Below are 22,725 nucleotides of genomic sequence, written 5' to 3' on the forward strand. Positions count from 1 at the left end.
ACCGGCAGCGACTAAACCGCGATTTGACCGCCAACAGGGCTTTGACGTCAAGTCGCGGGCGGCGTCGAGGCGGCATCCCGCGACGATAAGGCATCCTGTCGCAATCGCCAGCCGAGCAATCCGCGGGGCTCGTACAGCCAGTAATACTGCCGAACCATCTGCCGCGCCCGCGTTCGCCGCCACGCGAGCAGTGCCATCGCCAGGATGACGCCGGTTTCGGCGACAAAAGCCGGCACCGCGAGAAGCGGTTCTTCGAACAGGGCGAAATGCAGGAACCTCACTGCGACGCCTATCAGCAGCGCCGCGCCCACCACCATGGCCGCCGGTCGCCAGGTCAGTGCGATGGCGCGGCCGGCAAGCCAGGCGGCGCCGCAGCCGAACACGAGCGTGAGCACGATGACGCGCAGCACGACGTCAACGGGCAGGTCGGTCATGTGGCGTGCCTCCCGCCTTCGAGATAGGCGGCGCGGATCTCCGGCCGCTGGAGCAGCTCCGCGCCGGTCCCGGTCAGGGTGATCAGACCGTTGACCATGACATAGCCGCGATGGGCGAGCCGCAGCGCATGATTGGCGTTCTGCTCGACGATCAGGACGGTCAAGCCGTCCTGTCGGTTGAGCGTGCGGATCGCGTCGAAGATCTGACGGGTGATCAGCGGCGCGAGGCCGAGCGAAGGCTCGTCCAGCATCAACAGCCGGGGCCGCATCATCAGCGCGCGGCCGATGGCCAGCATCTGCTGCTCGCCGCCGGATAATGTGCCGCCGCGCTGGGCAAGTCGCTCCTTGAGCCGCGGAAACAGCGTCAGCACCCGCTCGAGATCGGCGGCGCGCTCCGTCTCGCTGGCTTCGGCCGCGTCCGCCCCCATGCGCAGATTTTCGGCCACCGTCATACGCGGAAAGATGCGGCGGCCTTCCGGTGACTGGGCGACGCGCAGCCGCGCCAGATGATGGGTCGGTAGCTGGGTGATGTCCTGGCCGTCGAATGCGATGCGGCCACTTCGGGCTCGTGGCCGGCCGAAGACCGACATCATCAGCGTCGACTTGCCGGCGCCGTTGGCCCCGATCAGCGCCACGATCTCGCCGCGTCGGACCTCGAGGTCGACCCCCTTGAGCGCGACGATCTTGCCATAGGCGGCGATCAGGCCACGGATCGCGAGCATGGGCGCGGTCACGATGAGGCCTCCATCACCTCGATCGCGGCATCCTCGTCGGCGCCGAGATAGGCGGCGATGACCTTGGGGTCATCGCATACCTGTCGCGGCGTGCCGTCGGCGATCTTGATGCCGTGATCGAGGACGACGATGTGGTCGGAGATCTGCATCACGACGCCCATGTCGTGCTCGATCAGCAGCACCGACGTGCCGTGCTCCTTGCGGATGGCGAGCAGCAGCTCGCTGAGCGCTTCGCCTTCGCGGGCGTTGAGGCCGGCGGCCGGCTCGTCGAGACAGAGCAGCACCGGATCCGTGCACATGGCGCGAGCAATTTCGAGGCGGCGCTGATCGCCATAGGCGAGATTGCCGGCGGCTTCATCGGCCCGTTCAATCAGGCCCACGCGATCGAGCCAGTGGCGGGCCAGCTCGATGGCGGCGCGCTCGGCGGCGCGATAGGACGGGACGCCGAACAGGCCGAGGAAAGTCAGACCCGACGCGCGCATCAGGGGATTGTGCTGCGCGACCATGAGGTTTTCCAGAAGCGTCATGCCCGGGAACAGGCGGATGTTCTGGAAGGTGCGGGCGACGCGGGCGAGCTTGGCGATGCGGAAATCGAACAGCCGCTCCAGCAGGAATTCGCCGCCGTCACCATGGATCAGCCGGATCATGCCCGTGGTCGGCTTGTAGAAGCCGGTGATGCAGTTGAACACCGTGGTCTTGCCGGCGCCGTTCGGGCCGATCAAGGCGGTGATCTCGCCGCTCGTCGCCGTGAAGGAGAGATCGTTGACGGCGAGAATGCCGCCGAAGCGCATCGACAGGTGACTGACCTGCAGGATATCGGCGCCGCTCATCCGTGGCCTTCCTTGACGAGGTCGGCCGCGATCGCCTGGCGAGTCTTGAGATAGATTGTCGGCGAGCGGTGTCCGATCAGCCCGCGCGGGCGCCAGATCATCAGGAACACCATGGCGCCGCCGAACACCAGCATGCGGTACTGGTCGAAGCCGCGGAAGAGTTCGAAGCCGCCGATCAGGGCGGCAGCGGCGAGCGCCACGCCGAGCTGCGAGCCCATGCCGCCGAGCACGACGATGGCGAGCACCAGCGCCGATTCCTGGAACGAGAAGCTCTCCGGGCTGATGAACCCCTGGCGCGTGGCGAAGAAGGCGCCGGCGAAGCCGCCGAACATGGCGCCGAGGGCGAAGGCGGTGAGCTTCGTCGTGACGGTGTTGATGCCGAGCGAGCGGCACGCGACCTCGTCCTCGCGCAGCGCCTCCCAGGCGCGGCCGATGGGCAGGCGCCGCAGCCGGATGGTCGCCCAGTTGGTGATCAGCGCCAGCGCGAGAATGACATAGAAGAGGAAGACCACGCGGTGGGTCGGGGAGAATTCGATGCCGAGCAGTGCTGCGAGGCCGTCATCGTCCGCGTTGAGCGGAATGCCGAACAGCGTCGGGCGCGGGATTCCGCTGATGCCGTTGGGGCCGCCGGTGACGTCCTGCCAGTTGAGCAGCACCAGGCGGATGATTTCGCCGAATGCCAGCGTGACGATGGCGAGGTAGTCGCCGCGCAGCCGCAGCACCGGGAAGCCGAGCAGCATGCCCCAGAAGGAGGCGAGAATGCCGGCGAGCGGCAGACAGACCCAGAACGACAGGCCGAAGGTGGTGGAGAGCAGAGCGTAGGAATAGGCGCCGACGGCGTAGAACGCGACATAGCCGAGGTCGAGCAGCCCGGCGAGGCCGACCACGATATTCAGTCCCCAGCCGAGCATCACGTAAGTGAGGACCAGGATGGAGAGGTCGAGCAGGTAGCGCTGCTGGTAGAAGATCACCGGGATCAGCACGGTGAAGATCAGGAGGGCCGGCACCAGGATGCGTTGCGCCAGGCTGCGGATTCCGGCTGCCCATCGCGGCGTCGGGCCGGTTTCGCGCGCGCTCAGCCACAGCCGCACCAGTTCGACGACAATCGAGCCGATGAAGACCGCGGCGACGGTGAGCGCGAGCTCGGGAAAGCGTGTCCAGTAGATCAGTGTACCGGTCGGGCCGGCTTCGGTCCGCACGCCGATCATCAGCGAGAACAGGATCAGGGCGACGAAGGCGCTGGCTAGCGCCCGTTTCGCGACGAATGGGATGATGCGGTCCGGGCCTGTCGCGGTGGCGTCGTCAACGGATCCGGGCACGAACGGCTCAGACCTTTTCGACTTCCGGCCGGCCGAGGAGGCCGGTCGGAAGGAAGATGAGGACGACGATCAGGATCGAGAAGGCGGCGACGTCCTTGTATTGGGAGGAGAAATAGGCGGCCCAGAAGGTCTCGATCAGTCCGATGGCGAGGCCGCCCAGCATGGCGCCGGGCAGCGAGCCAATGCCGCCGAGGACGGCGGCGGTGAAGGCCTTGATGCCGGCGACGAAGCCCATGAAGAAATCAACCACTCCGTAATAGAGCAGGTACATCAGACCGGCGACCGCGGCGAGCGCGGCGCCGATGACGAAGGTCATGGAGATCGTGCGGTCGACGTCGACGCCGAGTAGCGCGGCCATGGTCTGGTCCTGCTCGCAAGCGCGCATGTCGCGGCCGAGGCGCGTCTTCGCCACCAGCCAGGAGAACAGCCCGAGCAGCGCCAGTGTCGTCACGACGATGAAGATCTGGATATTGGAGAGCTGCACGGCGAAGCCATCACGCTCGAACAGCGTGTAGCCGCCCGTAATGATCGGCGCGATCGATTTGATCCGCGCGCCCTGGGACACCTGGGCGAAATTCGACAGGACGAAGGACATGCCGATCGCGGAGAGCATCGGCGCGAGGCGGAAGGAGTGGCGCAGCGGTCGATAGGCGATGCGCTCGATCGTCCAGCCGTAGAGCGCGGTGGTGGCCATGGCGACCACCAGGACCAGGAGCAGGACAACAGGTACCGCGCTGATCCCGATCGACACCAGCACCAGGAACGAGATCAGGGCGATGAAGCCGCCGATCATGAAGATGTCGCCATGGGCGAAATTGATCATCCCGACGATGCCGTAGACCATCGTGTAGCCGATCGCGATCAGGCCGTAGATCGAGCCGAGCGCGATGCCGTTGATGAGCTGCTGGGCGAAATAATCCATCTGCTGCCGCGGCGGGGCCCTTTGGGACAATTTGGAAACGGTGAAGGGTCGGCAGGTATGCCGACGGATGCGCTGGCGAGACCTCCAGCAACCGGACCGGCGCATCCCGAAATCGTTTCTAACAGCGCCCCGGCGGGCGGGCAACAGCGGCGCAAGCCTTCTAACCCATTGTCCACGGCCGGATTTTTGAGCATGCCGCAACTTGTTTGGGCGACCTTGTCCACAGCTCGCAGTGGATCTCCCGGTTCCGCGTTAAGGTAAACAAAGGGTTTACGTTGCCCGTTCGAGTTTACCGGCGTTACCTCGGTACGTCCGGCGTGAAACCCGGACAGCGGGGGCGGCGGAGCCGTGTGCTCCAGGCGCAGGATGCGAGGATGGTGTTCAAGAACTGGAAGGTCAGCACCTTCAATGGCGCCCTGCTGGCGTCGTATTTCATCCCCGCCTGGGCAATCCCGGCGGCCAAGATCGTGATCTCGCCGGTCCACGGCCTGTTCTACGAACGGGCCAACATCGCCGCCGCGATGTATGTCAGCGATTATCTGCAGTTCGGCGCGGTGGCCACGGTGCGCTTCGCCTGGCTGCTGGCGCTGGCCAAGCTGACGGTGGTCGGCTTCTTTGCGGTCTTCGTCGCCAAGATCCTGCGGGAGCCGGGCCGCAATCGCGGCGCTGCCGACGAGGCACTCGGCCTGGCGCTCGTGCTCGGTGGCGTGGTCAGCTTCGCCAGCATGCTGCTGGCCGACAAGGTCGGGGAGCCTGCCGCGCTGCGGCTGCACGCCACCGAATTGCTGCTGATGCTGTCGATCGGCATCGTGGCGCTGGTCGAGACGCCGTCGGCGGCACCGAAGCAGGTGCCGGCCGATGCCTCGGCGCAGGCCGATGCCGCCGCCGCTCATGCGCTGCAGGCGGCGGAATAGATCTCAGCGCTGGGTGAGGAAGCCGACCACGGCCTCGGTAAAGGCGTGGGGCTGCTCGACATTGGACAGGTGCGCCGCATCGAGGATGGTGAGGTTGGCGCGGGGGATCCGGCTGCGGATGAACTCGCCGGCGGCCAGCGTCGTCGATGGGTCGTGTCGCCCGGCGATCACCAGCGTCTCCTTGCCGATACGCGGCAGCAGGTCGCGCTGGTCGAGTGTGCGCAGGCTTTCGCAGCAGGCGAGATAGCCGTCCAGCGGCGTCGCCAGCAGCATGGCGCGGATCTTTGCCACGACATCAGGTGCGCGCTCGCGGAAGTCCGCGGTGAACCAGGCGTTCATCACCGTATCGGCAATCGTGGCGAGGCCGCCCTCGCGCACCGTCTTGATCCGGGCGTCCCAATTGCTCGGGTCCGGATAATGGCAGGTGGTGTTGGCGAGGATCAGCTTGTCGATGCGATCCGGCGCGTGGGCGCCGAGCCACTGGCCGACCATGCCGCCCATGGACAGTCCGCACCAGTGCACCTTTTCGATGTTGAGGTCGTCGAGAACGGCGATGACGTCGCGGCCGAAGCGCTCCATGGTGTAGGGCCGCGCGCCGATATCCGATCGGCCGTGGCCACGACGATCGTAACGAATCACTCGGAACAGTTTCGTGAGCGCCGGCATCTGCGGCTCCCACATCTGCAGCGTGCTGCCGAGCGAATTCGACAGCATCAGGGTGGGGCCGCCGTCGCGGCCCTCGACCGATACGTTGATCCGGCAGCCGTCGGCGTCGACCATGGGCATTGTGCAATCTCCTCGCCTTCGACCGTCGATGATCATCTTCAATCGCCGCAACGATCGAAGGGAAATTCGGAAGTCCAAAGACTAGTGTGGCGTCTCGCAATTGCCTATGCCTTCGCGGCAAGCCCCTGTAGGCAATTGCGAGACATAAGCCGCACTAGCTTTTTGATTTTGCTAGTGTCCTGATGTCTCCGAATTACCGTGCGAGGGTGAGGCAAATGAAGCGGTAATTCGGAGACAGGACACTAGATGATTTGGCGCGGGTGAGGGAAGCGCCGGCCGCCCAGTTGGTCCGATCCCAACAATCGCTTCCCGTGAGAATTTACCGCCGCCCTGTTTCATTTGCGCGGGAACGAGGCTATTTCTTGCAGCCTTGTGCGGATCGATCACGGAGTGCAGCAATGGCGATGACGATGAACGGGGAAGTTCAGCTTCCTGCCTCGCGGGACGTGGTCTGGAGCAAGCTCAACGACCCCGAAGTGCTCAAGGCATGTATCCCCGGTTGCGAGGAGCTTGAGAAGACGTCGGATAACGAATTCCGCGCCACCGCCAAGATGAAGGTCGGTCCGGTTTCGGCGCGCTTTAAGGGCAGGGTCACGTTGAGCGATTTCGATCCGCCCAACGGCTACAAGATTTCCGGCGAAGGCGAGGGTGGTGTCGCTGGCTTTGCCAAGGGCGGCGCCTCGGTGCACCTCGCCGACAAGGACGGCGGCACGCTGCTGACCTATGACGTCGAGGCCCAGATCGGCGGCAAGCTCGCCCAGCTCGGTCAGCGCCTGATCAACGGTTCGGCCAAGAAACTCGCGGACGAGTTCTTCGCCAAATTTGCCGAGGCGGTGAAGGCGCAGGCTTAGCATCGCGCAGCCGCAAAACGCCTGGCCGGCCCCGGATGGCGGCGGCGCCGTCGAATCGGGGGGGCGCCGGGCGGGAAAGCGCATGCCGCTCAGTCGGTTGCCCCGGTTGCCGATTTTCGTATGGGCACCTATGATGCATGCCCAATTCCAATCCCGACAGACCCGTGGCAGGGACCTGTTTCAGGCGAGAGTGGCGCCGTGCAATGCGGCGTGAGCGAGGAGACCCCCTGTGGCCAAGATTTCCCTGATCGTGAACGGCACTCCAGTGACAGGCAATGTCGACCCGCGCACCCTGCTGGTCCAGTTCCTGCGTGAGCATCTGCACCTCACCGGCACCCATGTCGGCTGCGACACGTCACAATGCGGTGCCTGCGTCGTACATGTCGACGGCAAGGCGGTGAAGTCCTGCACCACGCTCGCCGTGATGGTGGACGGCCAGAACGTCACCACCATCGAAGGCCTTGCCCCGGAAGGAGGACCGCTGCATCCGATGCAGGAGGCCTTCCGTGAGCATCACGGTCTGCAGTGCGGCTTCTGCACCCCCGGCATGATCATGACCGCGGTCGATATGGTGCAGCGCAAGGGCAATGACCTCGACGACCATACCATCCGCGAGGAACTCGAAGGCAACCTCTGCCGGTGCACGGGGTACCACAACATCGTCGAATCGATCGCGGCCGGCGCCAAGGCGATGGCGAAGTCGGCTTGACGATCGAGGTCGCTTCGCCGCGACCACGCGTCTGCTTCAAGCCCGATTAGGTTTTCGGTCCCGGTGTTTCGAAATAAGGCTGGGTCCAGGCACTTCTGATCAAGACATCTGTTCAGGCCATCTGATTCAAGTCGTCTGATTCAAGGCATTCCAATGTATGAATTCAAATTCCATCGTCCCACGACCGTGCGCCAGGCCGCCAATCTTCTGGCCAAGAACGAAGATGCCAAACTGGTTGCCGGCGGCCATACTCTGATCCCGGTGATGAAGCAGCGGCTGGCGAGCCCGCCGCATCTCGTCGACCTCTCCAAAGTCGACAATCTCGCCGGCATCGAACTGAAGGGGCGGGCGCTGGTAATTGGCGCGATGACCACCCATGCCGAGGTCGCCAATTCGGCGACGGTGCGCGAAGCGATACCGGCATTGGCCGAGCTCGCGGGGATGATCGGCGATCCAGCGGTGCGTCACCGCGGCACCATCGGCGGCTCGCTCGCCAATAACGATCCGACCGCCGACTATCCGGCGGCGGTGCTGGCGCTAGGCGCCACGGTCGTCACCAACAAGCGCAAGCTGAAGCCCGAGGACTACTTCCAGGGCCTGTTCACCACTGCGCTGGAGGCCGACGAGATCATCACCAAGGTGTCCTTCCCGCTGGCGAAGAAGGCTGCCTATGTCAAGTTCCGCAACCAGGCGTCCCGCTATGCGCTGGTCGGCGTGTTCGTGGCGCGGCGTCCGTCGGACGTCAGGGTGGCCGTGACCGGCGCCGGCAGTGAGGGCGTCTTCCGCGTCACCGCGTTCGAGGACGTGCTCAAGAAACGCTTCTCGCCGAAGGTGCTGGACGGTCTGGTGGTCCCGGCCGAAGGGCTCAACAGCGATATCCATGGCAGCGCCGAATATCGTGCCCATCTCATCGGTGTGCTGACCCGTCGTGCCGTCGAGGCCGCCAACGCCCGTTGAGGGGCGGGGCGGACTGCGGCGATGCCGGCAGATGACGAGGTCACAGTTTGAAAGCGACAGGCGGATGAACGTACCCACGGCTTTGCCGACATCGGTCGATGCGACGCTGGAGCTTCTGACCCGGCAGGGTTATCTCGCCGAACGCTCGCTCGCCACCGTCACCTATCTGTCCTTGCGCATGGGCCGGCCGCTGTTTCTCGAGGGCGAGGCCGGCGTTGGCAAGACCGAAATCGCCAAGGCCTTGTCGACAGCGCTCGGGCGCAGCCTGATCCGCCTGCAATGCTATGAGGGACTCGACGTCTCGTCGGCTGTCTACGAGTGGAACAGCGCGGCGCAGATGATCGCGATCCGGCTCGCCGAGGCTACCGGCGAAAATGATCGCGAGCGGCTCTCCCACGACATCTTCGCCGAGCAATATCTGATCAAGCGGCCGCTGCTGCGGGCGCTGGAGCCCGATCCGGCGGGCCCTCCGGTGCTGCTGATCGACGAGCTCGACCGCGCCGACGAGGCTTTCGAAGCCTACCTGCTCGAGATACTCAGCGACTTCCAGGTCACGATCCCGGAATTCGGCACGGTGCGCGCCGTCGCTCCGCCGATCGTCATTCTGACCTCGAACCGTACCCGCGAGATCCATGACGCGCTGAAGCGCCGGTGCCTCTATCACTGGGTGGACTACCCCTCCGCCGAGCGCGAGCTCACGATCGTCAAGTCGCGCGTGCCGGGGATCTCGGCCAGGCTGTCGGAGCAGGTGGTGACGTTCGTCCAGGCGTTGCGCGACCAGGACCTGTTCAAGGTGCCCGGGGTCGCCGAGACCATCGACTGGGCGACGGCGCTCACACAGCTGGACGCCAAGAGCCTGACGCCGCAGGTGGTGGGCGACACCCTGGGGGCTTTGTTGAAGTATCAGGATGATATCGGCCGGATGCAGGGCGAGACGCTGGACAGGGCAGTGCGCCAGGCAGTGACCGGGCCGGCGGCCTGATCGAGGGCCATCGAGCCAAGCGGAGGCGGAATGTCCGCGAGCGAAACGGCGCCGGGCGGCGGGCTGATTGCCGACAACATCGTGGGCTTCGCCCGCGCGCTGCGTGCGGCCGGAATTCCGGTCGGTCCCGGCGCGGTGATCGACGCCGTGGCGGCGCTGCGGCTTATTGACATCGGCAACCGCGCCGACGTCTTCGCCACCCTTCAGGCAATTTTCGTCACCCGCCGCGAGCACATGCTGGTGTTTGCCCAGGCCTTCGCGCTGTTCTTTCGCGTCGACCAGGGTTGGCAGCACCTGCTGGATTCGGTGCCGCTGCCCGACGAGGCGAAGAAGCCGCCGCCGCCGGCTTCACGTCGCGTGCAAGAGGCGATGATGGCGGCCGAATCGCGTGAAGCCAAGGAGCAGGTCGAGCAGGATGTCCGCCTGTCGGTGTCGGACCAGGAGATCCTGCAGAAGAAGGACTTCGCCCAGATGAGTGCGGCGGAGATCGCCGAGGCGAGTCGCGCCATTGCCGCCATGAAGCTGCCCCAGGCGGAATTGCGCACCCGTCGCTTCCGGCCCGAGGCCAAGGGCGAGCGCCTCGACCTGCGGCGTACCTTGCGCGGCAGCCTGCGAACGGGCGGAGACATCGTCGCGCTGCATCGGCTCGGTCGCATCGACAAGCCAGCGCCGATTGTGGCCTTGCTCGATATCTCAGGTTCGATGAGCGACTATACCCGGCTGTTCCTTCAGTTCCTCCACGCCGTCGCCGACGCCCGCAAGCGCGTCTCGGTCTTCCTGTTCGGTACCCGCCTGACCAATGTGACCCGGGCGCTGCGGGCGCGCGACCCCGATGAGGCGCTGGTGTCGTGTACGGCGGCAGTGGAGGATTGGTCCGGCGGCACTCGGATCGCCACCTCGCTGCACCTGTTCAACAAGCTGTGGGGGCGGCGGGTGCTGTCCCAGGGCGCCATCGTGCTCCTGATCTCCGACGGGCTGGAACGCGACGTCGACGACCGCCTGACCTTCGAGATGGACCGGCTGCACCGATCCTGCCGTCGCCTCATCTGGCTCAATCCACTGCTGCGTTTCGAGGGCTTCCAGGCCAAGGCACAAGGGATCAAAATGATGCTGCCCCATGTTGACGAATTCCGCCCTGTGCACAATCTAGAATCCATGCAGGGGCTGGTGTCCGCGCTCACCGACATGCCCGAAAAGGGGCATCGCGCCGGTCCGCGGGCGGCAGCGTGAAGGAGACCACCATGCTGAGCCGCGACGACGACATCCTCAAGACCGCCGAAGCTTGGCGCCGCGCCGGCCACGGCGTCGCGCTCGCCACCGTCATGGAAACCTGGGGATCGGCGCCGCGTCCGACCGGCTCGCATCTCGTCATCAACGATGACGGCACCTTCCTCGGCTCGGTGTCGGGCGGTTGCGTCGAAGGCGCCGTGGTGACCGAGGCGCTCGACGTCATCGAGGCCGGCAAGCCGCGCATGCTGGAGTTCGGCGTTGCTGACGAGACCGCCTGGAACGTCGGGCTGTCCTGCGGCGGCCGCATCCGCGTCTTCGTCGAAAAGATCGCCTGAGCGGTCGGCGCTCACCGCGCTCCACCTTCTATCTTTGCTTGTCATCGCATCCGGGATTGCCGCCGTGAAACTCGAACTCCTCGCCGCCTTGAATGCCGAGCGTGCCGCGCGTCGGCCGGTTGTGGTCGTCACCGACGTCGATCGTGGCGATCAGCGCCTCGTCAAGGCGGCAGAATTCGCATCCGATGCGCTGCACGAGGAACTCGACAGGCATCTGCGCATGGGCAAGAGCGGCATGATCGATGTCGCCGGCCGTCAGCTGTTTCTGACCGTGCATGCGCCGGTGGCCCGTCTCGTCATCACCGGAGCGGTGCATATCAGTCAGGCGCTGGCGCCGCTCGCCACCAGCCTCGACTACGACGTCACCGTTGTCGATCCCCGCACCGCCTTTGCCTCGCCGGAGCGCTTCGAGGGCATCAAGGTGATCGCGGCCTGGCCCGACGAGGCGCTGCCTCCGCTCGGCATCGACCGCTACACCGCCTTCGTGGCGCTGACCCACGATCCCAAGATCGACGATCCGGCGCTGCTGCACGCGCTGTCGCGCGACTGCTTCTATATCGGCGCGCTCGGTTCGCGGAAAACCCATGCCAAGCGGCTGGATCGCCTCAAGGGCCAGGGCGCAACCGACGCCCAGCTCGGCCGCATCCATGCCCCGATCGGATTGCCGATCGGGGCGGTCTCGCCTGCCGAGATCGCAGTGGCGATCATGGCCCAGATTACCGCCGAATTGCGGCTGCCGAGGCGCGCGGCCGTCAGCGAGAATGCCGCATGAAATTTGGTCCTGTCGCCCCGGCGGATGCGATCGGCGGCGTCACCGTCCATACCATCCGCAAGAACGGCTTTGTTCTGAAGAAGGGCACCACGGTCGGTGCCGCCGAAGCCGAGGCGCTCGGGTGCGCCGGGATCACGTCGATCGTGGTCGCGCGGCTCGAGGACGGCGACGTCTCCGAGGATGTCGGGGCCGCGGACATTGCTCGTGGGGTGGCCGGGCCAGGGGTGAGCGTCGAGCGCGCGGTCACCGGACGTGCCAACCTGTTCGCCGCCCATGCCGGCGTACTGGTGGTCGACCGCGCCGCAGTCGACCGCATCAACCGGGTCGATGAGGCAATCACGCTGGCGACGCTGCCGGCCTTCAAGCCGGTGGTCGCCGGCGAGATGCTGGCGACCGTCAAGATCATTCCCTTCGGCATGCCGGGACAGCTGCGCGATGCGGCCGTTGCCGCTGTCGCGCCGGACATGCTGCGGGTCGCGCCCTATCGGGTAAAGCGGGTCGGCGTCATTTCGACGATGCTGCCGGGCCTCGCGCCGAAGGTGATCGACAAGACCTTGCGTGTCACCGCCGAGCGCCTCGCCCCGGCCGGCGCCGCAATCATCTTCGAGAAGCGCATCGAGCATGACGAGGCTGCCCTGGTCGCAGCGCTCGACCAGGCGATCACGGCCGGCGCCGAACTCGTCATCGTGTTCGGCGCGTCCGCCATCGCCGACCGGCGCGACGTGATCCCGGCGGCGATCACGCGCAGCGGCGGCCGCATCGAACATTTCGGCATGCCGGTCGATCCGGGCAACCTGTTGCTGATCGGTCGTGCCGGCGGGGCAGCAGTGCTCGGTGCGCCTGGCTGTGCGCGCTCGTCGACCGAGAACGGCTTCGACTGGGTGCTGATGCGCCTCCTCGCCGGCCTGCCGGTGTCGCGCGAAGACATCACCGGCCTCGGCGTCGGCGGGTTGCTGATGGAGATCGTGACGCGACCGCAACCGCGTGTCGCCCATGGCGGCGAAAGCGGCCGTCATGTCGCTGCGGTGGTGCTGGCGGCGGGACGCGCGACCCGGATGGGTGGTCCCAACAAGCTCTTGGCGACGCTGAGCGGCAAGCCGCTCGTGCGCATTGTCGTCGAGCAGGCGCTGGCCTCCCGCGCCGCGCCGGTGATCGTCGTCACCGGTCATCAGGAGGACGAAGTGCGCCACGCTCTCGATGGCCTCGATGTCCGCTTCGCACACAATGCCGACTTCGCCGAAGGGCTTGCCGGTTCAGTCAAGGCGGGCATCAAGGCTGTCCCGACGGAGGCCGACGGCGCCGTGATCTGTCTTGGCGACATGCCGCTGGTCGACGCCGCGCTGATCGATCGACTGATCGACGCTTTCGACCCCAACCGTGGTGCACTGATCGCCATGCCGGCGAGCGATGGTCGTCGCGGCAATCCGGTTCTGTGGTCCTGCCGTTTTTTCCCGGAACTGCTGACGCTCGAAGGCGATGTCGGCGCACGTCACCTGGTGGCGCGCCACGGCGATGCTGTGGCGGAAGTGCCGATTGACGGTGACAGCGCCTTTCTCGATATCGATACGCCGGAGGCACTCGAGTTCGCGCGCCGCGGCTGACGTCGCACTCTATCGTTCACCAAGTTGAAACGACCCCCCTTCCTAAATTACGCGCCATTGACCTTCGGGGGAGGGGATTCGTGCCGTCGTACGTCGCGCGTTTCTGCGCGCTCACCATTTTTCTGTCGCTCACCATCGCGTGCGGTCCGTTGGCGACCGCAGCCCGTGCCGCCGGAGCGCTCGCCATTGGCCAGTGCGGTGCCTTCGGTCAGGCCTATGATTTCGCCAAGTCGTCGGAGGCGGTCGCCGCCGCGCTGCGCCAGTGCAAAGGGCAGTGTTCGACCGTGACCATGAAGCGGGCCTGCGCCGCGCTCGCCATCGATCTCCACAATCCGTGCGGCGCCTACGGCCAGGCGGTGGCGCCACGGATTTCCGCCGCGCTGAATGCGGCGACGCGGTTCTGTTATCAGTATGGCGGCAAGGATTGCGTGATCCGGGCCTGGGCCTGCGACGCCCGGGGCTGAGAACCCTGCATCGGATGCATCGCCGGTACCTGCCACAGCAATTTGGCAGGACGGATCACGCGATCGTCGATTGATTTTGACTGACTGGTCAGTCATATTTATCCGATGATGAAGGCTCGGTCCGCCCCATCGGGGGCAAGCCGCCCGTCGGCGAAAGCGAGCGCACACAGTCCGGAGGCCGCATCGGGCCAATCGGCGGATGCGGCGTCTCCGGTGGTGTCCAAGCGCAGCCTGCGTGCCCAGGAGCGCCGGGCCGCCATTGTCGCGGCGGCTTTCGAGGAGTTCGTTGCCCGCGGCTTCGCCGCGACGCGCATGGAAGACGTTGCCCGTCGCGCCAGAGTCGGCAAGGGAACGATCTATCTGCACTTCAAGGACAAGGAGGCACTGTTCCAGGAGCTGGTCCGGACCGAGCTGGTGCCTGTGATCAGCCGCTTCGCCGTTTCGCCGGATGGGGTGACGTCGGCGCGGGACCTGCTGGAACGCTTTACCGCGATCTTCGCCAATGAGATCGCCGGCACCCGACGCGGCGATATCCTGCGGCTGATGGTGGCGGAGGGCTCGCGCTTTCCGCAGCTTGCCGAGTTTTATTATCGCGAGGTGGTGGAACGCGGGCTCGCCATGATGCGCCAGGTGATTGCCTACGGCATTGCCCGCGGCGAGATCAGCGATCCCGATCTTGCACGCTTTCCGCAGATTGTGCCCGCGCCGGCGCTGCTGGCGATCGTCTGGCAGGGCCTGTTCGGCCGGTTCGCACCGCTCGATGTCGCCGCCATGCTGAAAGTTCATTTCGATCTGATCTTTGGACCCAGGAGGACGCAATGACGCCGTCAGCTCTGTCGCGGCGAGCGGCTTGCGGGCTGCTCGCCGCGGCGCTCGCGCTGACATTGGCTGGTTGCGGCGAGCGCAAGCGCATTGGTTATCAAGGCTGGGTCGAGGCCGACCTGATCTTCGTCAGTCCCGACGAGGCCGGCCGGGTCACCAGGCTGAATGTGCGAGAGGGCGATGAGGTCACGCCGGGCATGGTGCTCTACACCCTTGATGATGATCTGCAGCAGGCCGACCTCAACCAGAACAACGCGACGCTCGCCAACGCCAAGCAGAGCTTCGATCGCGCGCAATCCTTGAGCCGCACCGGCGCCGGCACCCAGGCGAGCCTTGATGCGGCGGTTTCGGCGATGCGGGTCGCAGAGGCGCGGGTCAACACGTCGCAGACCCGCCTTGCCCGGCGCACCGGCTATGCTCCGATCGCCGGGACCGTGCAGCAGATCTATTTTCGCGAGGGCGAAACCGTCGGCGCCCAGCGGCCTGTGCTGTCGATCCTGCCGCCTGGAAACATGAAGATCCGCTTTTTCGTGCCGGAGGCGAGCCTGCCGTCGCTCAAGCTTGGCGATGAGGTGCGCGTCACCTGCGACGGCTGCGTGCCGGATCTCACCGCCAAGATCTATTTCATCGCCACCAGCGCCGAATATACTCCGCCGGTGATCTACAGCCTCGAGGAACGCGCCAAGCTCGTCTATCTGTTCCAGGCGCGGCCGGCGCGACCGACCAGCCTGAAGGTCGGTCAGCCGGTGACGGTGATCCCGATCAAGTCGGCCGATGGCGCGCCGGCGCCTGGCGGGCCGATGGCCCAACAGGCGAAGTGAATGCCGGGATGGATGTGATGACCGACGGAACGGCTGCACAACCGCATCCGACGCATCCGAAGGCGCAGCCGGCATCGGCTGACATCGCCATCGACGTGCACGATCTGTCGAAGTCCTTCAACGGCCGGCTCGTCGTCCAGAACCTATCGATGCAGGTGCGGCGCGGCTCGATCTACGGCTTCCTCGGCCCGAACGGGTCGGGCAAGACCACCACCATCCGCATGTTGTGCGGACTGCTGACACCCGATAGCGGCGAGGGCACCTGTCTCGGCTTCGACATTCGCCGCGACACCGACAAGATCAAGCGCCGGGTCGGTTACATGACCCAGCATTTCAGCCTGTACCAGGATCTGTCGGTGCGGGAGAACCTGGAGTTCGTCGCGCGCCTTTACGCCATGCGCGATCCGCGTGGCGCCGCGCGCGACATGGTCCGGCGATTGGGCCTGACGGGACGGGAGGAGCAACTCGCCGGCGAGCTGTCCGGCGGCTGGAAGCAGCGCCTCGCGCTTGGCGCTTGTACGCTACCGGAGCCGCAGCTTCTCCTGCTCGATGAGCCCACAGCGGGCGTTGATCCGAAGGCGCGCCGCGACTTCTGGAACGAGATCCATGGCCTGGCCGCCGAAGGCCTGACCGTGCTGGTCTCGACCCATTACATGGACGAGGCGGAGCGATGCCACGAGATCGCCTATATCGCCTACGGCCACCTCCTGGCGCGTGGCGCCGTCGAAGAGGTGATCGCGAAGTCGGCTCTGACCACCTACACCGTTTCTGGGGCAAGCGTCGGTTCTGGGGCGAGCGTCGGTGCGATCGCCGGTGAACTGGCCGAACGGAAAGGCGTCGACATGGTGGCGCCGTTCGGCAACACCTTGCACGTCTCCGGCCGCGACGCCGGCGCGTTGGAGGCTGCCATCGCGCCCTACCGCCAGCGCGATGACCTCGTTTGGCGTCGCGACAGTCCATCACTCGAAGACGTCTTCATCGACCTCATGGGGCGCTCGCGGGATAATTTCCAATGAGCATGCCAGAAGCGAGCGCGCCAGAGGTCAACAGCGCGCCCGATCCGCGCGATCGAGCCGGGTTCTGGCGTCGCACCTATGCGATGCTGGTCAAGGAATTCATCCAGCTTCGCCGCGACCGCGTTTCCTTCGTCATGATCGTGGCGATTCCGATCATGCAGCTGATCCTGTTCGGCTATGCGATCAATACCACGCCGCGCCATCTGCCGACCGCGGTGCTGCTCCAGGAGGACAGCGATCTCGCCCGTTCGGTGATGAAGGCGATGGAGAACACCGCCTACTTCGCCTTCACCCGCGAGGTGCACACAGTTCAGGAGTTCGACGACCTGCTGCAGTCCGGCAAGGTGCTGTTCGGCCTCGAGATCCCGCGCGGCTTCGAGCGCGCGGTACGCCGCGGCGACAAGCCGGCGCTGCTGGTCGCCGCCGACGCCACCGATCCGGTTGCCGCGGGCTCGGCGCTGTCGGCACTGGGCCAGCTTGCGGTGACCGCGCTCGAGCACGATCGCGTCGCCGGCTCGCCGCCGGAGCCGGCCTTCGAGATTCGTACCCATGCCCGCTACAATCCGGCGGCATCGTCGCAGCTCAACATCGTGCCGGGGCTGGTCGGCACCATCCTGACCATGACCATGCTGATCTTCACCGCGCTGTCGGTGACGCGGGAGATCGAGCGGGGCACCATGGAAAGCCTGCTGTCGATGCCGATCACGCCGATCGAGATCATGCTCGGCAAGATCGCGCCCTACATCATCGTCGGCTTTCTCCAGGCCAGCCTGATCATCGGCATCGGCCTGCTGCTGTTCGGAGTTCCCGTCTATGGCAGCCTGCTGCTGCTCGCCGGCCTGAGTACGCTGTTCATCGCCGCCAATCTCGCCATCGGCTACACCTTTTCCACCGTGGCGCAGAACCAGTTGCAGGCGATGCAGATGTCGATCATGTTCTTTCTGCCCAATATCCTGCTGTCCGGTTTCATGTTCCCATTCTCGGGCATGCCGTCCTGGGCGCAATGGGTCGGCGAATGCCTGCCGCTCACCCATTACATGCGGATCGTGCGCGCCATCATGCTGAAAGGCTCGACACTGCAGAATCTGGAATACGATGCGATCGCGCTTTTCGGGCTGATGATGCTGGCGATGACGATCGCGGTCGCCAGATTCCGCCGCACGTTGGATTGAGCGGTGATTGCTTGATGCCGTGCCAGGCGAGAACGGGCTGTACCCACGCGGAAATCGTGGTTGCCGCCGTGCAATCTGGCGACGAAAGACAGAAGAAAAGCATCAGGGGAGGAAGTGGATGACGGCTATCACCGAGCGGCTAGTGTCCTGTCTCCGAATTACCGCTTCATTTGCCTCACCCTCGCACGGTAATTCGGAGACATAAGGACACTAGCAAAATCAAAGCGCTAGTGTGGCTTATGTCTCGCAATTGCCTACGAGAGACTCGCCGCAAAGGCGGTAGGCAATTGCGAGACGCCACACTAGTCGCTCGCTTCAAATAATTTGAAAGGATGGAGAATTTGTGATTCGATTCGATCGTCTCGACGCGAGCGCCGGAGAGGATCATGGCTGCGACGGAAATTTCGGTAAAGAAGTATGTTGTGCGGCTGAGCGGCGAGGAACGCGAACAGCTTGAAACGCTGATACGGAAGGGCAAGAGCGCAGCTCAAAAACTGCTGAAGGCGCGAATATTGTTGAAGGCCGATGTCTCGGAAGCCGGCGAAGGTTGGAGTGACAGCCGGATCATTAAGGCGTTCGATACAAGCGTTTCCATGGTTTACCGAGTGCGGAAGCAACTGGTGGAAGAAGGCTTCGAGGCGGTATTGAGCCGTAAGCAGCGCGCAACACCGGGGGTTGCGCGGATTTTTGACGGTGAGAAGGAAGCCAAACTGATTGCCCTGGCTTGTTCCAAACCTCCCAAGGGACGCACACGCTGGACCCTGCGGCTACTGGAGCAAAAAGTCGTAGAACTCCATATTGTTGATCGTGCCAGCGACTCGACGATCGGGCGGGCACTAAAAAAAACACTCTCCAGCCCCATCGCCGACAGTGCTGGGTCATCCCGCCGAAAGCCAATAGTGCGTTCGTAGCCGCCATGGAGGACGTGCTGGCCGTCTACACCCGGCCACGCGATCCCGACTACCCGCTGGTTTGCCTGGACGAGAGCTCAAAGCAACTCCTCGCCGAGACGCGCATGCCGATTCCGATGAAGCGTGGGCGCCCGGCTCGTTGCGATTACGAGTACAAACGCAACGGCACCGCCAATCTCTTCATGATGTTTGCTCCGCTCGAAGGCTGGCGCCATGTCAAAGTCACCGATCGCCATACCGCCGTGGATTATGCTCACGTCCTGAAGGACTTGGCCGATGTCCACTTCGCCGGCGCCAAGACCATCGTTCTGATCCAGGACAATCTCAACATCCACAGCAAGGCGTCACTCTATGAAGCCTTTCCGGCCCCTGAGGCCAGGCGGCTGGTCGAGCGCTTTGAATGGCATTACACACCAAAGCACGGCAGTTGGCTTGATCTCGCCGAGTCCGAACTCGGCGTCCTATCGTCCCAATGCCTCGATCGACGGATTCCCGACAAACAGACCCTCGCCGAGGAAATCGCCGCCTGGGAGAAAGACCGCAATGCCAACCACACCAAGGCAAACTGGCACTTCACAACTCCCAATGCTCGCATCAAACTCAAGCACCTTTACCCTTCAATCTGAATGAATCGGGCGACTAGTGTCCTGACTCTCAATTGCCTTGCAATAACTCACGCTGCCTCGATTTTGTCGAGGGCGGCGCGGGCGCGGTTGATTTTTTCGAGGATGGCCGCGCCCTCGGCCCTCCACGTGTAGGGCTTCGGGGCGGCATTGCGATCGGAGAGATAGGCTTCGATGTCGCGGACGAGTTCGCCGATGGAAGCGAAGCTGCCCGAGCGTATCACGTCGGCGGTTAAATCAGCGAAGAAGCGTTCGACGAGGTTCATCCAGGACGAAGATGTCGGCGTGAAGTGCGACTTGAAGCGCGGGTGACGGGCGAGCCAAGCCTTGACCTTTGGATGCTTATGCGTGGCATAGTTGTCCTGGATCAGATGGATGTCGAGTTCCTCGGGCGTTTCGCGATTGATCTGTTTCAGGAACCTGAGCCATTCGATGTGAGTGTGACGCGCCTCGGTGCGCGCGATCAACTTGCCTTTCATCGCATCGAGGGCAGCAAACAACGTAATCGTGCCATGCCGGGTGTAATCGTGAGTCATTGTCCGGGGACGCTTCGGGGCAAGCGGCAAGCCAAGTTGAGTGCGTTCCAGAGCCTGGCATTGGCTCTTCTCGTCGCAGCATAACACCAGCGCCTTCGCTGGCGGATCGAGGTAGAGCCCGATCACGTCCCAGAACTTTTTCTCAAACTCCGGATCATTCGAGAGCTTGAACGTCTTTACAATGTGGGGCTTCAAGTCATTCTTTGACCAGATCCGCTGCACAGTACTGTGCGATACTCCGGCATGGCGGCCCATGCTGCGCACGCTCCAACGCTTGCGGTTCTTCGGCGGACGCGTGGCATCGGTGATGACACGCTCGATTTTCTTCTCTGTAATCGAGGGCTTGCGTCCGCGTCCGCCCTTGTCGTCGAGGCCGTCGAGCCCGTGTGCCTCGAACCGGCTGGACCATGTCGACACCGTTGGCATCGATGTATCCATCTGCTCGGCGACGAGCTCGATTTTCACCCCCTCCAGACGCAGCAGAATAATTTTTGCTCGAAAACGATCGCGATGCGCACTGGTCGGAGCATTGGCCCTCCGTTGGAGTTCAGCCCGTGTCTCCGCATCGGCGGTAAGTACCTTGACGGGACGCGCCATCCTCTCAGCTCCTGCTTGCCCGAAGCAACCAAGATTATTTAAACTGATTTGCGAGACGGAACACTAGAGGCCTGCTATACTGGCGTGATCCACGACGTTATGCGCGGCATGGGACTGCGCGACTTCGTCTTGCCGCCGGAGTTGCGGCCGATCCTGCCGGAACGGACCATGGCCGGACCCGCCTTCACCGTACTCGGCAAGGTCGATCCGGCCGCTGACGCCCACGAAACCCTGCTGCGATGGACCGGCCTTTTGTCGCAGGCGCCGACTGGCAGCGTCTGGGTGTCGCAACCCAATGACCGCGTCGTCGCCCATATGGGCGAGTTGTCGGCGGAGACGCTGAAGCACAAGGGCCTGCGCGGCAGCGTTGCCGACGGTTTCGTCCGTGACGCGCGCTTTCTGCTCGAAATCGGTTTCCAGTGCTGGTGCCGCGGCTTCACGCCGCGCGACATCGTCGGCTACTGGCTGCCGGCGGCGACCAATGTCGAGATCAGGATCGGCGAGGTGATCATTGCGCCGGGGGACTACATGATCGGTGACCGCGACGGACTGATCCGGATTCTCGCCGGCACGGCCGAGGAGGTGGTTGCCGCCGCCGAAAAAGCAATGGCCACCGAGAGCATGGTGCGCAAGGCGATTCTTGCCGGGCTCGACCCGCAACAGGCCTATCGGCGTTACGGCAAGTTCTAGTGTCCCGTCTCCGAATGACCGCTTCATTTGCCGTTGCGGCATCGTCCGGACACGAACTTCGGAAGGCGGGCGCGAGTGTCCCGATTCTAACGTTCGTATCCCATTGCAGCAGGCGCTCATACGAATGTTGGAAACGAGGGGGCGCTTGCATCATTATGATTCTAATGCGGTTTTGGATCTGACGCCCGTACGGCGAATTCGCTCCAATATTGATACGAGCGTCAGATCCACCGCACTTGGGTCCGGGTCCGGATCTTCCGTTCAGACCTGCGGCGCCACCAGGTTTTCCACCGTCACGTGTTCGCGATCTTCGATGATCTCGGCGATGAAGTGGCGGTGGCAGTGGTGATGGTCGCGCTCGTAGCAGAGCAGGCAGACCGGCCCGGCGTCTCGCACCAGCGCGGCTAGTTGGTCCATCTCCTCGCGCGCCTGTGCCGTCTTGAGGTGGTCGTGATAGATCTTCGACATCTTGGCGACGTCGCCGCTGCGCACGGCTTCGCGACCTTCTTTCGGCGTGCCGAGTCCGCGCAGATGGATATAGCCGATGCCACGTTCGTCTAGTCCGGCGGCGAGCTGGCGCTTGGAAAACCCCGCTCGCCGTGACGCTGCGATGGCGCGCACGTCGACCAGCAGCTTGACCCCGGCATGCTCCAATTCGTCGAGCACGGCCTTGGCGGGAGTCTGTTCGTATCCGATGGTGAAGAGGTGGGGCTTGGCTTTGGCCATGCGTTCAGCTCCGTAAGGGCCTCAGGCGAGGCGCTCGATCAGCGCCATGGCGGCGGCTGGCGCGCGGATCTTGCCCTCATGGATGACATAGGCGAAGACATCGCGCTGCCTGCCTGGTGCCGCGGCGTCGTCGACCTTGGGCAGGTCGTCCGGCTCGCCGCCCGCGGCCCACAGCGCCAGCCGTCGCGCCCAGGCATCGAGGTCCTTGGACGGATAGCCGGTCGCGATGCTGTCCTTGCCCTTCTGTAGTCGTGCATAGACGAAGTCGCCGGTGAGGTCTGCGATCTGCGGATAGCTGGCGTGCTCGGCATAGACCACGGGAATATTGAAGCGGCGCAGCAGCGCGATGAAGGCGGGCGTGCGGAAGCTGTCATGGCGCACCTCGACGACGTGGCGCAGCGTGATCCCGTCCTGCGCCTGCGGGAGCAGTTCGAGGAAATGGCCGAAGTCCGCCTCGTCGAACTTCTTGGTCGGCGCGAATTGCCACAGTACCGGGCCGAGGCGATCGCCGAGTTCGGTGACGCCGCTGTCGTAGAAGCGCCGGATGGAATCTCCGGCCTCGGCCAGCAGGCGGCGGTTGGTGGCGAATCGCGGCCCCTTCACCGAGAACTTGAAGCCGTCGGGCACCTCGCTGGCCCATTTGCGGAAGCTCTCCGGCTTCTGGCTTCCGTAATAGGTGCCATTGATCTCGATCGAGGTGAGCTTGGTGGCCGCATAGGCGAGTTCCTGCGCGTGCGGCAGCTTGTCGGGATAGAACACGCCGCGCCAGGGCGGGAAGGTCCAGCCGCCGACGCCGAGATAGACACGACCGGCGCCCACGCTGGCCCGGGCTGCGGCAGCAGGCCTGACGCCGGCGTCGGGCGCCGCACGCGCGGCGACAGGCTTGGCGACAGACGTAGAGGCGGGGCCGGGGACGGTCTTCGCTGCCTTGGTAACGGTTTTGGTCTTGGTTCCGGTCGTGCCGGTGCGCG

General features: G+C 64.6%; 25 protein-coding genes. 16 read left to right on the forward strand and 9 right to left on the reverse strand.

The features are described 5' to 3' along the window. Nucleotides 1-47: 47 nt before the first annotated feature. From DB459_RS18350 to DB459_RS18370, 5 genes are read right to left on the reverse strand one after another with little or no spacing between them, the layout of a single operon-like run. The gene (locus DB459_RS18350) at nucleotides 48-434 is read right to left on the reverse strand and encodes a DUF6867 family protein (RefSeq protein WP_253706704.1); all 387 of its coding nucleotides are present in this window, start codon (nucleotides 432-434) and stop codon (nucleotides 48-50) included. Then, nucleotides 431-1,168, reverse strand: a complete 738-nt coding sequence (locus DB459_RS18355) for an ABC transporter ATP-binding protein (RefSeq protein WP_253706705.1) — start codon at nucleotides 1,166-1,168, stop codon at nucleotides 431-433. Before DB459_RS18355 ends, DB459_RS18350 begins: the two co-directional genes overlap by 4 nt. Beyond that, a complete protein-coding gene (locus DB459_RS18360; RefSeq protein ID WP_253706706.1) occupies nucleotides 1,165-1,998 on the reverse strand; it encodes an ABC transporter ATP-binding protein in 834 nt (277 codons plus the stop codon). The genes DB459_RS18355 and DB459_RS18360 overlap by 4 nt, the downstream gene beginning before the upstream one ends. Next, the gene (livM, locus tag DB459_RS18365; RefSeq protein ID WP_253713622.1) at nucleotides 1,995-3,272 is read right to left on the reverse strand and encodes a high-affinity branched-chain amino acid ABC transporter permease LivM; all 1,278 of its coding nucleotides are present in this window, start codon (nucleotides 3,270-3,272) and stop codon (nucleotides 1,995-1,997) included. Before livM ends, DB459_RS18360 begins: the two co-directional genes overlap by 4 nt. A gap of 52 nt (nucleotides 3,273-3,324) precedes the next feature. Beyond that, nucleotides 3,325-4,239, reverse strand: coding sequence for a branched-chain amino acid ABC transporter permease LivH (locus tag DB459_RS18370; RefSeq protein ID WP_253706707.1), 915 nt, complete (start codon nucleotides 4,237-4,239; stop codon nucleotides 3,325-3,327). Between the two features lie 377 nt (nucleotides 4,240-4,616). Between DB459_RS18370 and DB459_RS18375 the strand changes: the two genes are divergently transcribed. Beyond that, nucleotides 4,617-5,153, forward strand: coding sequence for a hypothetical protein (locus DB459_RS18375; RefSeq protein WP_253713623.1), 537 nt, complete (start codon nucleotides 4,617-4,619; stop codon nucleotides 5,151-5,153). A gap of 3 nt (nucleotides 5,154-5,156) precedes the next feature. On the opposite strand, the gene pcaD is transcribed toward DB459_RS18375, so the two are convergent. Continuing rightward, on the reverse strand, nucleotides 5,157-5,939 hold the full coding sequence (pcaD, locus tag DB459_RS18380; protein ID WP_253706708.1) for a 3-oxoadipate enol-lactonase: 783 nt from the start codon (nucleotides 5,937-5,939) through the stop codon (nucleotides 5,157-5,159). A 398-nt stretch (nucleotides 5,940-6,337) separates the two neighbouring features. On the opposite strand from pcaD, the gene DB459_RS18385 reads away from it, so the two are divergent. From DB459_RS18385 to DB459_RS18450, 14 genes are all read left to right on the forward strand, one after another. Beyond that, complete coding sequence (locus DB459_RS18385; RefSeq protein ID WP_253706709.1) at nucleotides 6,338-6,790, forward strand: carbon monoxide dehydrogenase subunit G; 453 nt, start codon at nucleotides 6,338-6,340, stop codon at nucleotides 6,788-6,790. Between the two features lie 229 nt (nucleotides 6,791-7,019). Next, nucleotides 7,020-7,499 (forward strand): (2Fe-2S)-binding protein, encoded by a 480-nt coding sequence (locus tag DB459_RS18390; RefSeq protein WP_253706710.1) that lies wholly within the window; start codon nucleotides 7,020-7,022, stop codon nucleotides 7,497-7,499. 153 nt (nucleotides 7,500-7,652) lie between these two features. Further along, nucleotides 7,653-8,456, forward strand: a complete 804-nt coding sequence (locus DB459_RS18395) for a xanthine dehydrogenase family protein subunit M (protein ID WP_253706711.1) — start codon at nucleotides 7,653-7,655, stop codon at nucleotides 8,454-8,456. Nucleotides 8,457-8,520: 64 nt separating this feature from the next. Beyond that, nucleotides 8,521-9,438 (forward strand): MoxR family ATPase, encoded by a 918-nt coding sequence (locus DB459_RS18400; RefSeq protein ID WP_253706712.1) that lies wholly within the window; start codon nucleotides 8,521-8,523, stop codon nucleotides 9,436-9,438. A 30-nt stretch (nucleotides 9,439-9,468) separates the two neighbouring features. Then, nucleotides 9,469-10,668: a VWA domain-containing protein gene (locus DB459_RS18405; protein ID WP_253706713.1), complete on the forward strand. Its 1,200-nt coding sequence runs from the start codon at nucleotides 9,469-9,471 to the stop codon at nucleotides 10,666-10,668. An 11-nt stretch (nucleotides 10,669-10,679) separates the two neighbouring features. Next, nucleotides 10,680-11,003, forward strand: coding sequence for an XdhC family protein (locus tag DB459_RS18410; RefSeq protein WP_253706714.1), 324 nt, complete (start codon nucleotides 10,680-10,682; stop codon nucleotides 11,001-11,003). Nucleotides 11,004-11,067: 64 nt separating this feature from the next. Beyond that, complete coding sequence (locus DB459_RS18415; RefSeq protein WP_253706715.1) at nucleotides 11,068-11,775, forward strand: XdhC family protein; 708 nt, start codon at nucleotides 11,068-11,070, stop codon at nucleotides 11,773-11,775. Further along, on the forward strand, nucleotides 11,772-13,376 hold the full coding sequence (locus DB459_RS18420) for an NTP transferase domain-containing protein (RefSeq protein WP_253706716.1): 1,605 nt from the start codon (nucleotides 11,772-11,774) through the stop codon (nucleotides 13,374-13,376). Before DB459_RS18415 ends, DB459_RS18420 begins: the two co-directional genes overlap by 4 nt. An 80-nt stretch (nucleotides 13,377-13,456) precedes the next feature. Then, nucleotides 13,457-13,840, forward strand: a complete 384-nt coding sequence (locus DB459_RS18425; RefSeq protein WP_253706717.1) for a DUF4189 domain-containing protein — start codon at nucleotides 13,457-13,459, stop codon at nucleotides 13,838-13,840. A 105-nt stretch (nucleotides 13,841-13,945) separates the two neighbouring features. After that, the gene (locus DB459_RS18430; RefSeq protein ID WP_253706718.1) at nucleotides 13,946-14,662 is read left to right on the forward strand and encodes a TetR/AcrR family transcriptional regulator; all 717 of its coding nucleotides are present in this window, start codon (nucleotides 13,946-13,948) and stop codon (nucleotides 14,660-14,662) included. Then, entirely contained in the window at nucleotides 14,659-15,483 is an 825-nt protein-coding gene (locus DB459_RS18435; RefSeq protein WP_253706719.1) for an HlyD family secretion protein, read from the forward strand. The genes DB459_RS18430 and DB459_RS18435 overlap by 4 nt, the downstream gene beginning before the upstream one ends. Before the next feature lie 17 nt (nucleotides 15,484-15,500). Then, nucleotides 15,501-16,499 carry an ABC transporter ATP-binding protein gene (locus tag DB459_RS18440; protein WP_253706720.1) on the forward strand — a complete coding sequence of 333 codons (999 nt, stop codon included), beginning with the start codon at nucleotides 15,501-15,503 and terminating at the stop codon, nucleotides 16,497-16,499. After that, nucleotides 16,496-17,671, forward strand: a complete 1,176-nt coding sequence (locus DB459_RS18445) for an ABC transporter permease (RefSeq protein WP_371926774.1) — start codon at nucleotides 16,496-16,498, stop codon at nucleotides 17,669-17,671. The genes DB459_RS18440 and DB459_RS18445 overlap by 4 nt, the downstream gene beginning before the upstream one ends. A 386-nt stretch (nucleotides 17,672-18,057) precedes the next feature. Further along, nucleotides 18,058-19,208, forward strand: a protein-coding gene (locus tag DB459_RS18450; protein ID WP_253706721.1) for an IS630 family transposase whose coding sequence is annotated in 2 segments (ribosomal slippage) — nucleotides 18,058-18,508 and nucleotides 18,508-19,208 — 1,152 coding nt in all. Because the reading frame shifts where the segments join, the coding sequence is not laid out codon by codon here. A 47-nt stretch (nucleotides 19,209-19,255) separates the two neighbouring features. Here DB459_RS18450 and DB459_RS18455 read toward each other — a convergent pair. After that, a complete protein-coding gene (locus DB459_RS18455) occupies nucleotides 19,256-20,338 on the reverse strand; it encodes an IS630 family transposase (protein ID WP_253706553.1) in 1,083 nt (360 codons plus the stop codon). A gap of 84 nt (nucleotides 20,339-20,422) precedes the next feature. Between DB459_RS18455 and DB459_RS18460 the strand changes: the two genes are divergently transcribed. Next, nucleotides 20,423-21,028 (forward strand): RraA family protein, encoded by a 606-nt coding sequence (locus DB459_RS18460; RefSeq protein WP_253706722.1) that lies wholly within the window; start codon nucleotides 20,423-20,425, stop codon nucleotides 21,026-21,028. A gap of 261 nt (nucleotides 21,029-21,289) precedes the next feature. On the opposite strand, the gene DB459_RS18465 is transcribed toward DB459_RS18460, so the two are convergent. Together DB459_RS18465 and DB459_RS18470 are read right to left on the reverse strand one after the other, a co-directional pair. Further along, nucleotides 21,290-21,754, reverse strand: a complete 465-nt coding sequence (locus DB459_RS18465) for a DUF488 family protein (protein ID WP_253706723.1) — start codon at nucleotides 21,752-21,754, stop codon at nucleotides 21,290-21,292. A 21-nt stretch (nucleotides 21,755-21,775) separates the two neighbouring features. Next, on the reverse strand, nucleotides 21,776-22,573 hold the full coding sequence (locus tag DB459_RS18470) for a DUF72 domain-containing protein (RefSeq protein WP_253713625.1): 798 nt from the start codon (nucleotides 22,571-22,573) through the stop codon (nucleotides 21,776-21,778). Nucleotides 22,574-22,725 lie beyond the last annotated feature (152 nt).

The organism is Bradyrhizobium sp. WD16, from assembly GCF_024181725.1.
Taxonomy (GTDB): Bacteria; Pseudomonadota; Alphaproteobacteria; order Rhizobiales; family Xanthobacteraceae; genus Bradyrhizobium_A.

What these genes read in the sequence shown, in the direction of transcription:
- DB459_RS18430 (WP_253706718.1), top strand. Translation starts at nt 13,946, where the DNA reads ATGATGAAGGCTCGGTCCGCCCCATCGGGGGCAAGCCGCCCGTCGGCG.
- DB459_RS18405 (WP_253706713.1), top strand. Translation starts at nt 9,469, where the DNA reads ATGTCCGCGAGCGAAACGGCGCCGGGCGGCGGGCTGATTGCCGACAAC.
- DB459_RS18410 (WP_253706714.1), top strand. Translation starts at nt 10,680, where the DNA reads ATGCTGAGCCGCGACGACGACATCCTCAAGACCGCCGAAGCTTGGCGC.
- DB459_RS18400 (WP_253706712.1), top strand. Translation starts at nt 8,521, where the DNA reads ATGAACGTACCCACGGCTTTGCCGACATCGGTCGATGCGACGCTGGAG.
- DB459_RS18395 (WP_253706711.1), top strand. Translation starts at nt 7,653, where the DNA reads ATGTATGAATTCAAATTCCATCGTCCCACGACCGTGCGCCAGGCCGCC.
- DB459_RS18440 (WP_253706720.1), top strand. Translation starts at nt 15,501, where the DNA reads ATGACCGACGGAACGGCTGCACAACCGCATCCGACGCATCCGAAGGCG.
- pcaD (WP_253706708.1), bottom strand. Translation starts at nt 5,939, where the DNA reads ATGCCCATGGTCGACGCCGACGGCTGCCGGATCAACGTATCGGTCGAG.
- DB459_RS18360 (WP_253706706.1), bottom strand. Translation starts at nt 1,998, where the DNA reads ATGAGCGGCGCCGATATCCTGCAGGTCAGTCACCTGTCGATGCGCTTC.
- DB459_RS18420 (WP_253706716.1), top strand. Translation starts at nt 11,772, where the DNA reads ATGAAATTTGGTCCTGTCGCCCCGGCGGATGCGATCGGCGGCGTCACC.
- DB459_RS18385 (WP_253706709.1), top strand. Translation starts at nt 6,338, where the DNA reads ATGGCGATGACGATGAACGGGGAAGTTCAGCTTCCTGCCTCGCGGGAC.
- DB459_RS18370 (WP_253706707.1), bottom strand. Translation starts at nt 4,239, where the DNA reads ATGGATTATTTCGCCCAGCAGCTCATCAACGGCATCGCGCTCGGCTCG.
- DB459_RS18465 (WP_253706723.1), bottom strand. Translation starts at nt 21,754, where the DNA reads ATGGCCAAAGCCAAGCCCCACCTCTTCACCATCGGATACGAACAGACT.
- DB459_RS18435 (WP_253706719.1), top strand. Translation starts at nt 14,659, where the DNA reads ATGACGCCGTCAGCTCTGTCGCGGCGAGCGGCTTGCGGGCTGCTCGCC.
- DB459_RS18350 (WP_253706704.1), bottom strand. Translation starts at nt 434, where the DNA reads ATGACCGACCTGCCCGTTGACGTCGTGCTGCGCGTCATCGTGCTCACG.
- DB459_RS18455 (WP_253706553.1), bottom strand. Translation starts at nt 20,338, where the DNA reads ATGGCGCGTCCCGTCAAGGTACTTACCGCCGATGCGGAGACACGGGCT.
- DB459_RS18445 (WP_371926774.1), top strand. Translation starts at nt 16,496, where the DNA reads ATGAGCATGCCAGAAGCGAGCGCGCCAGAGGTCAACAGCGCGCCCGAT.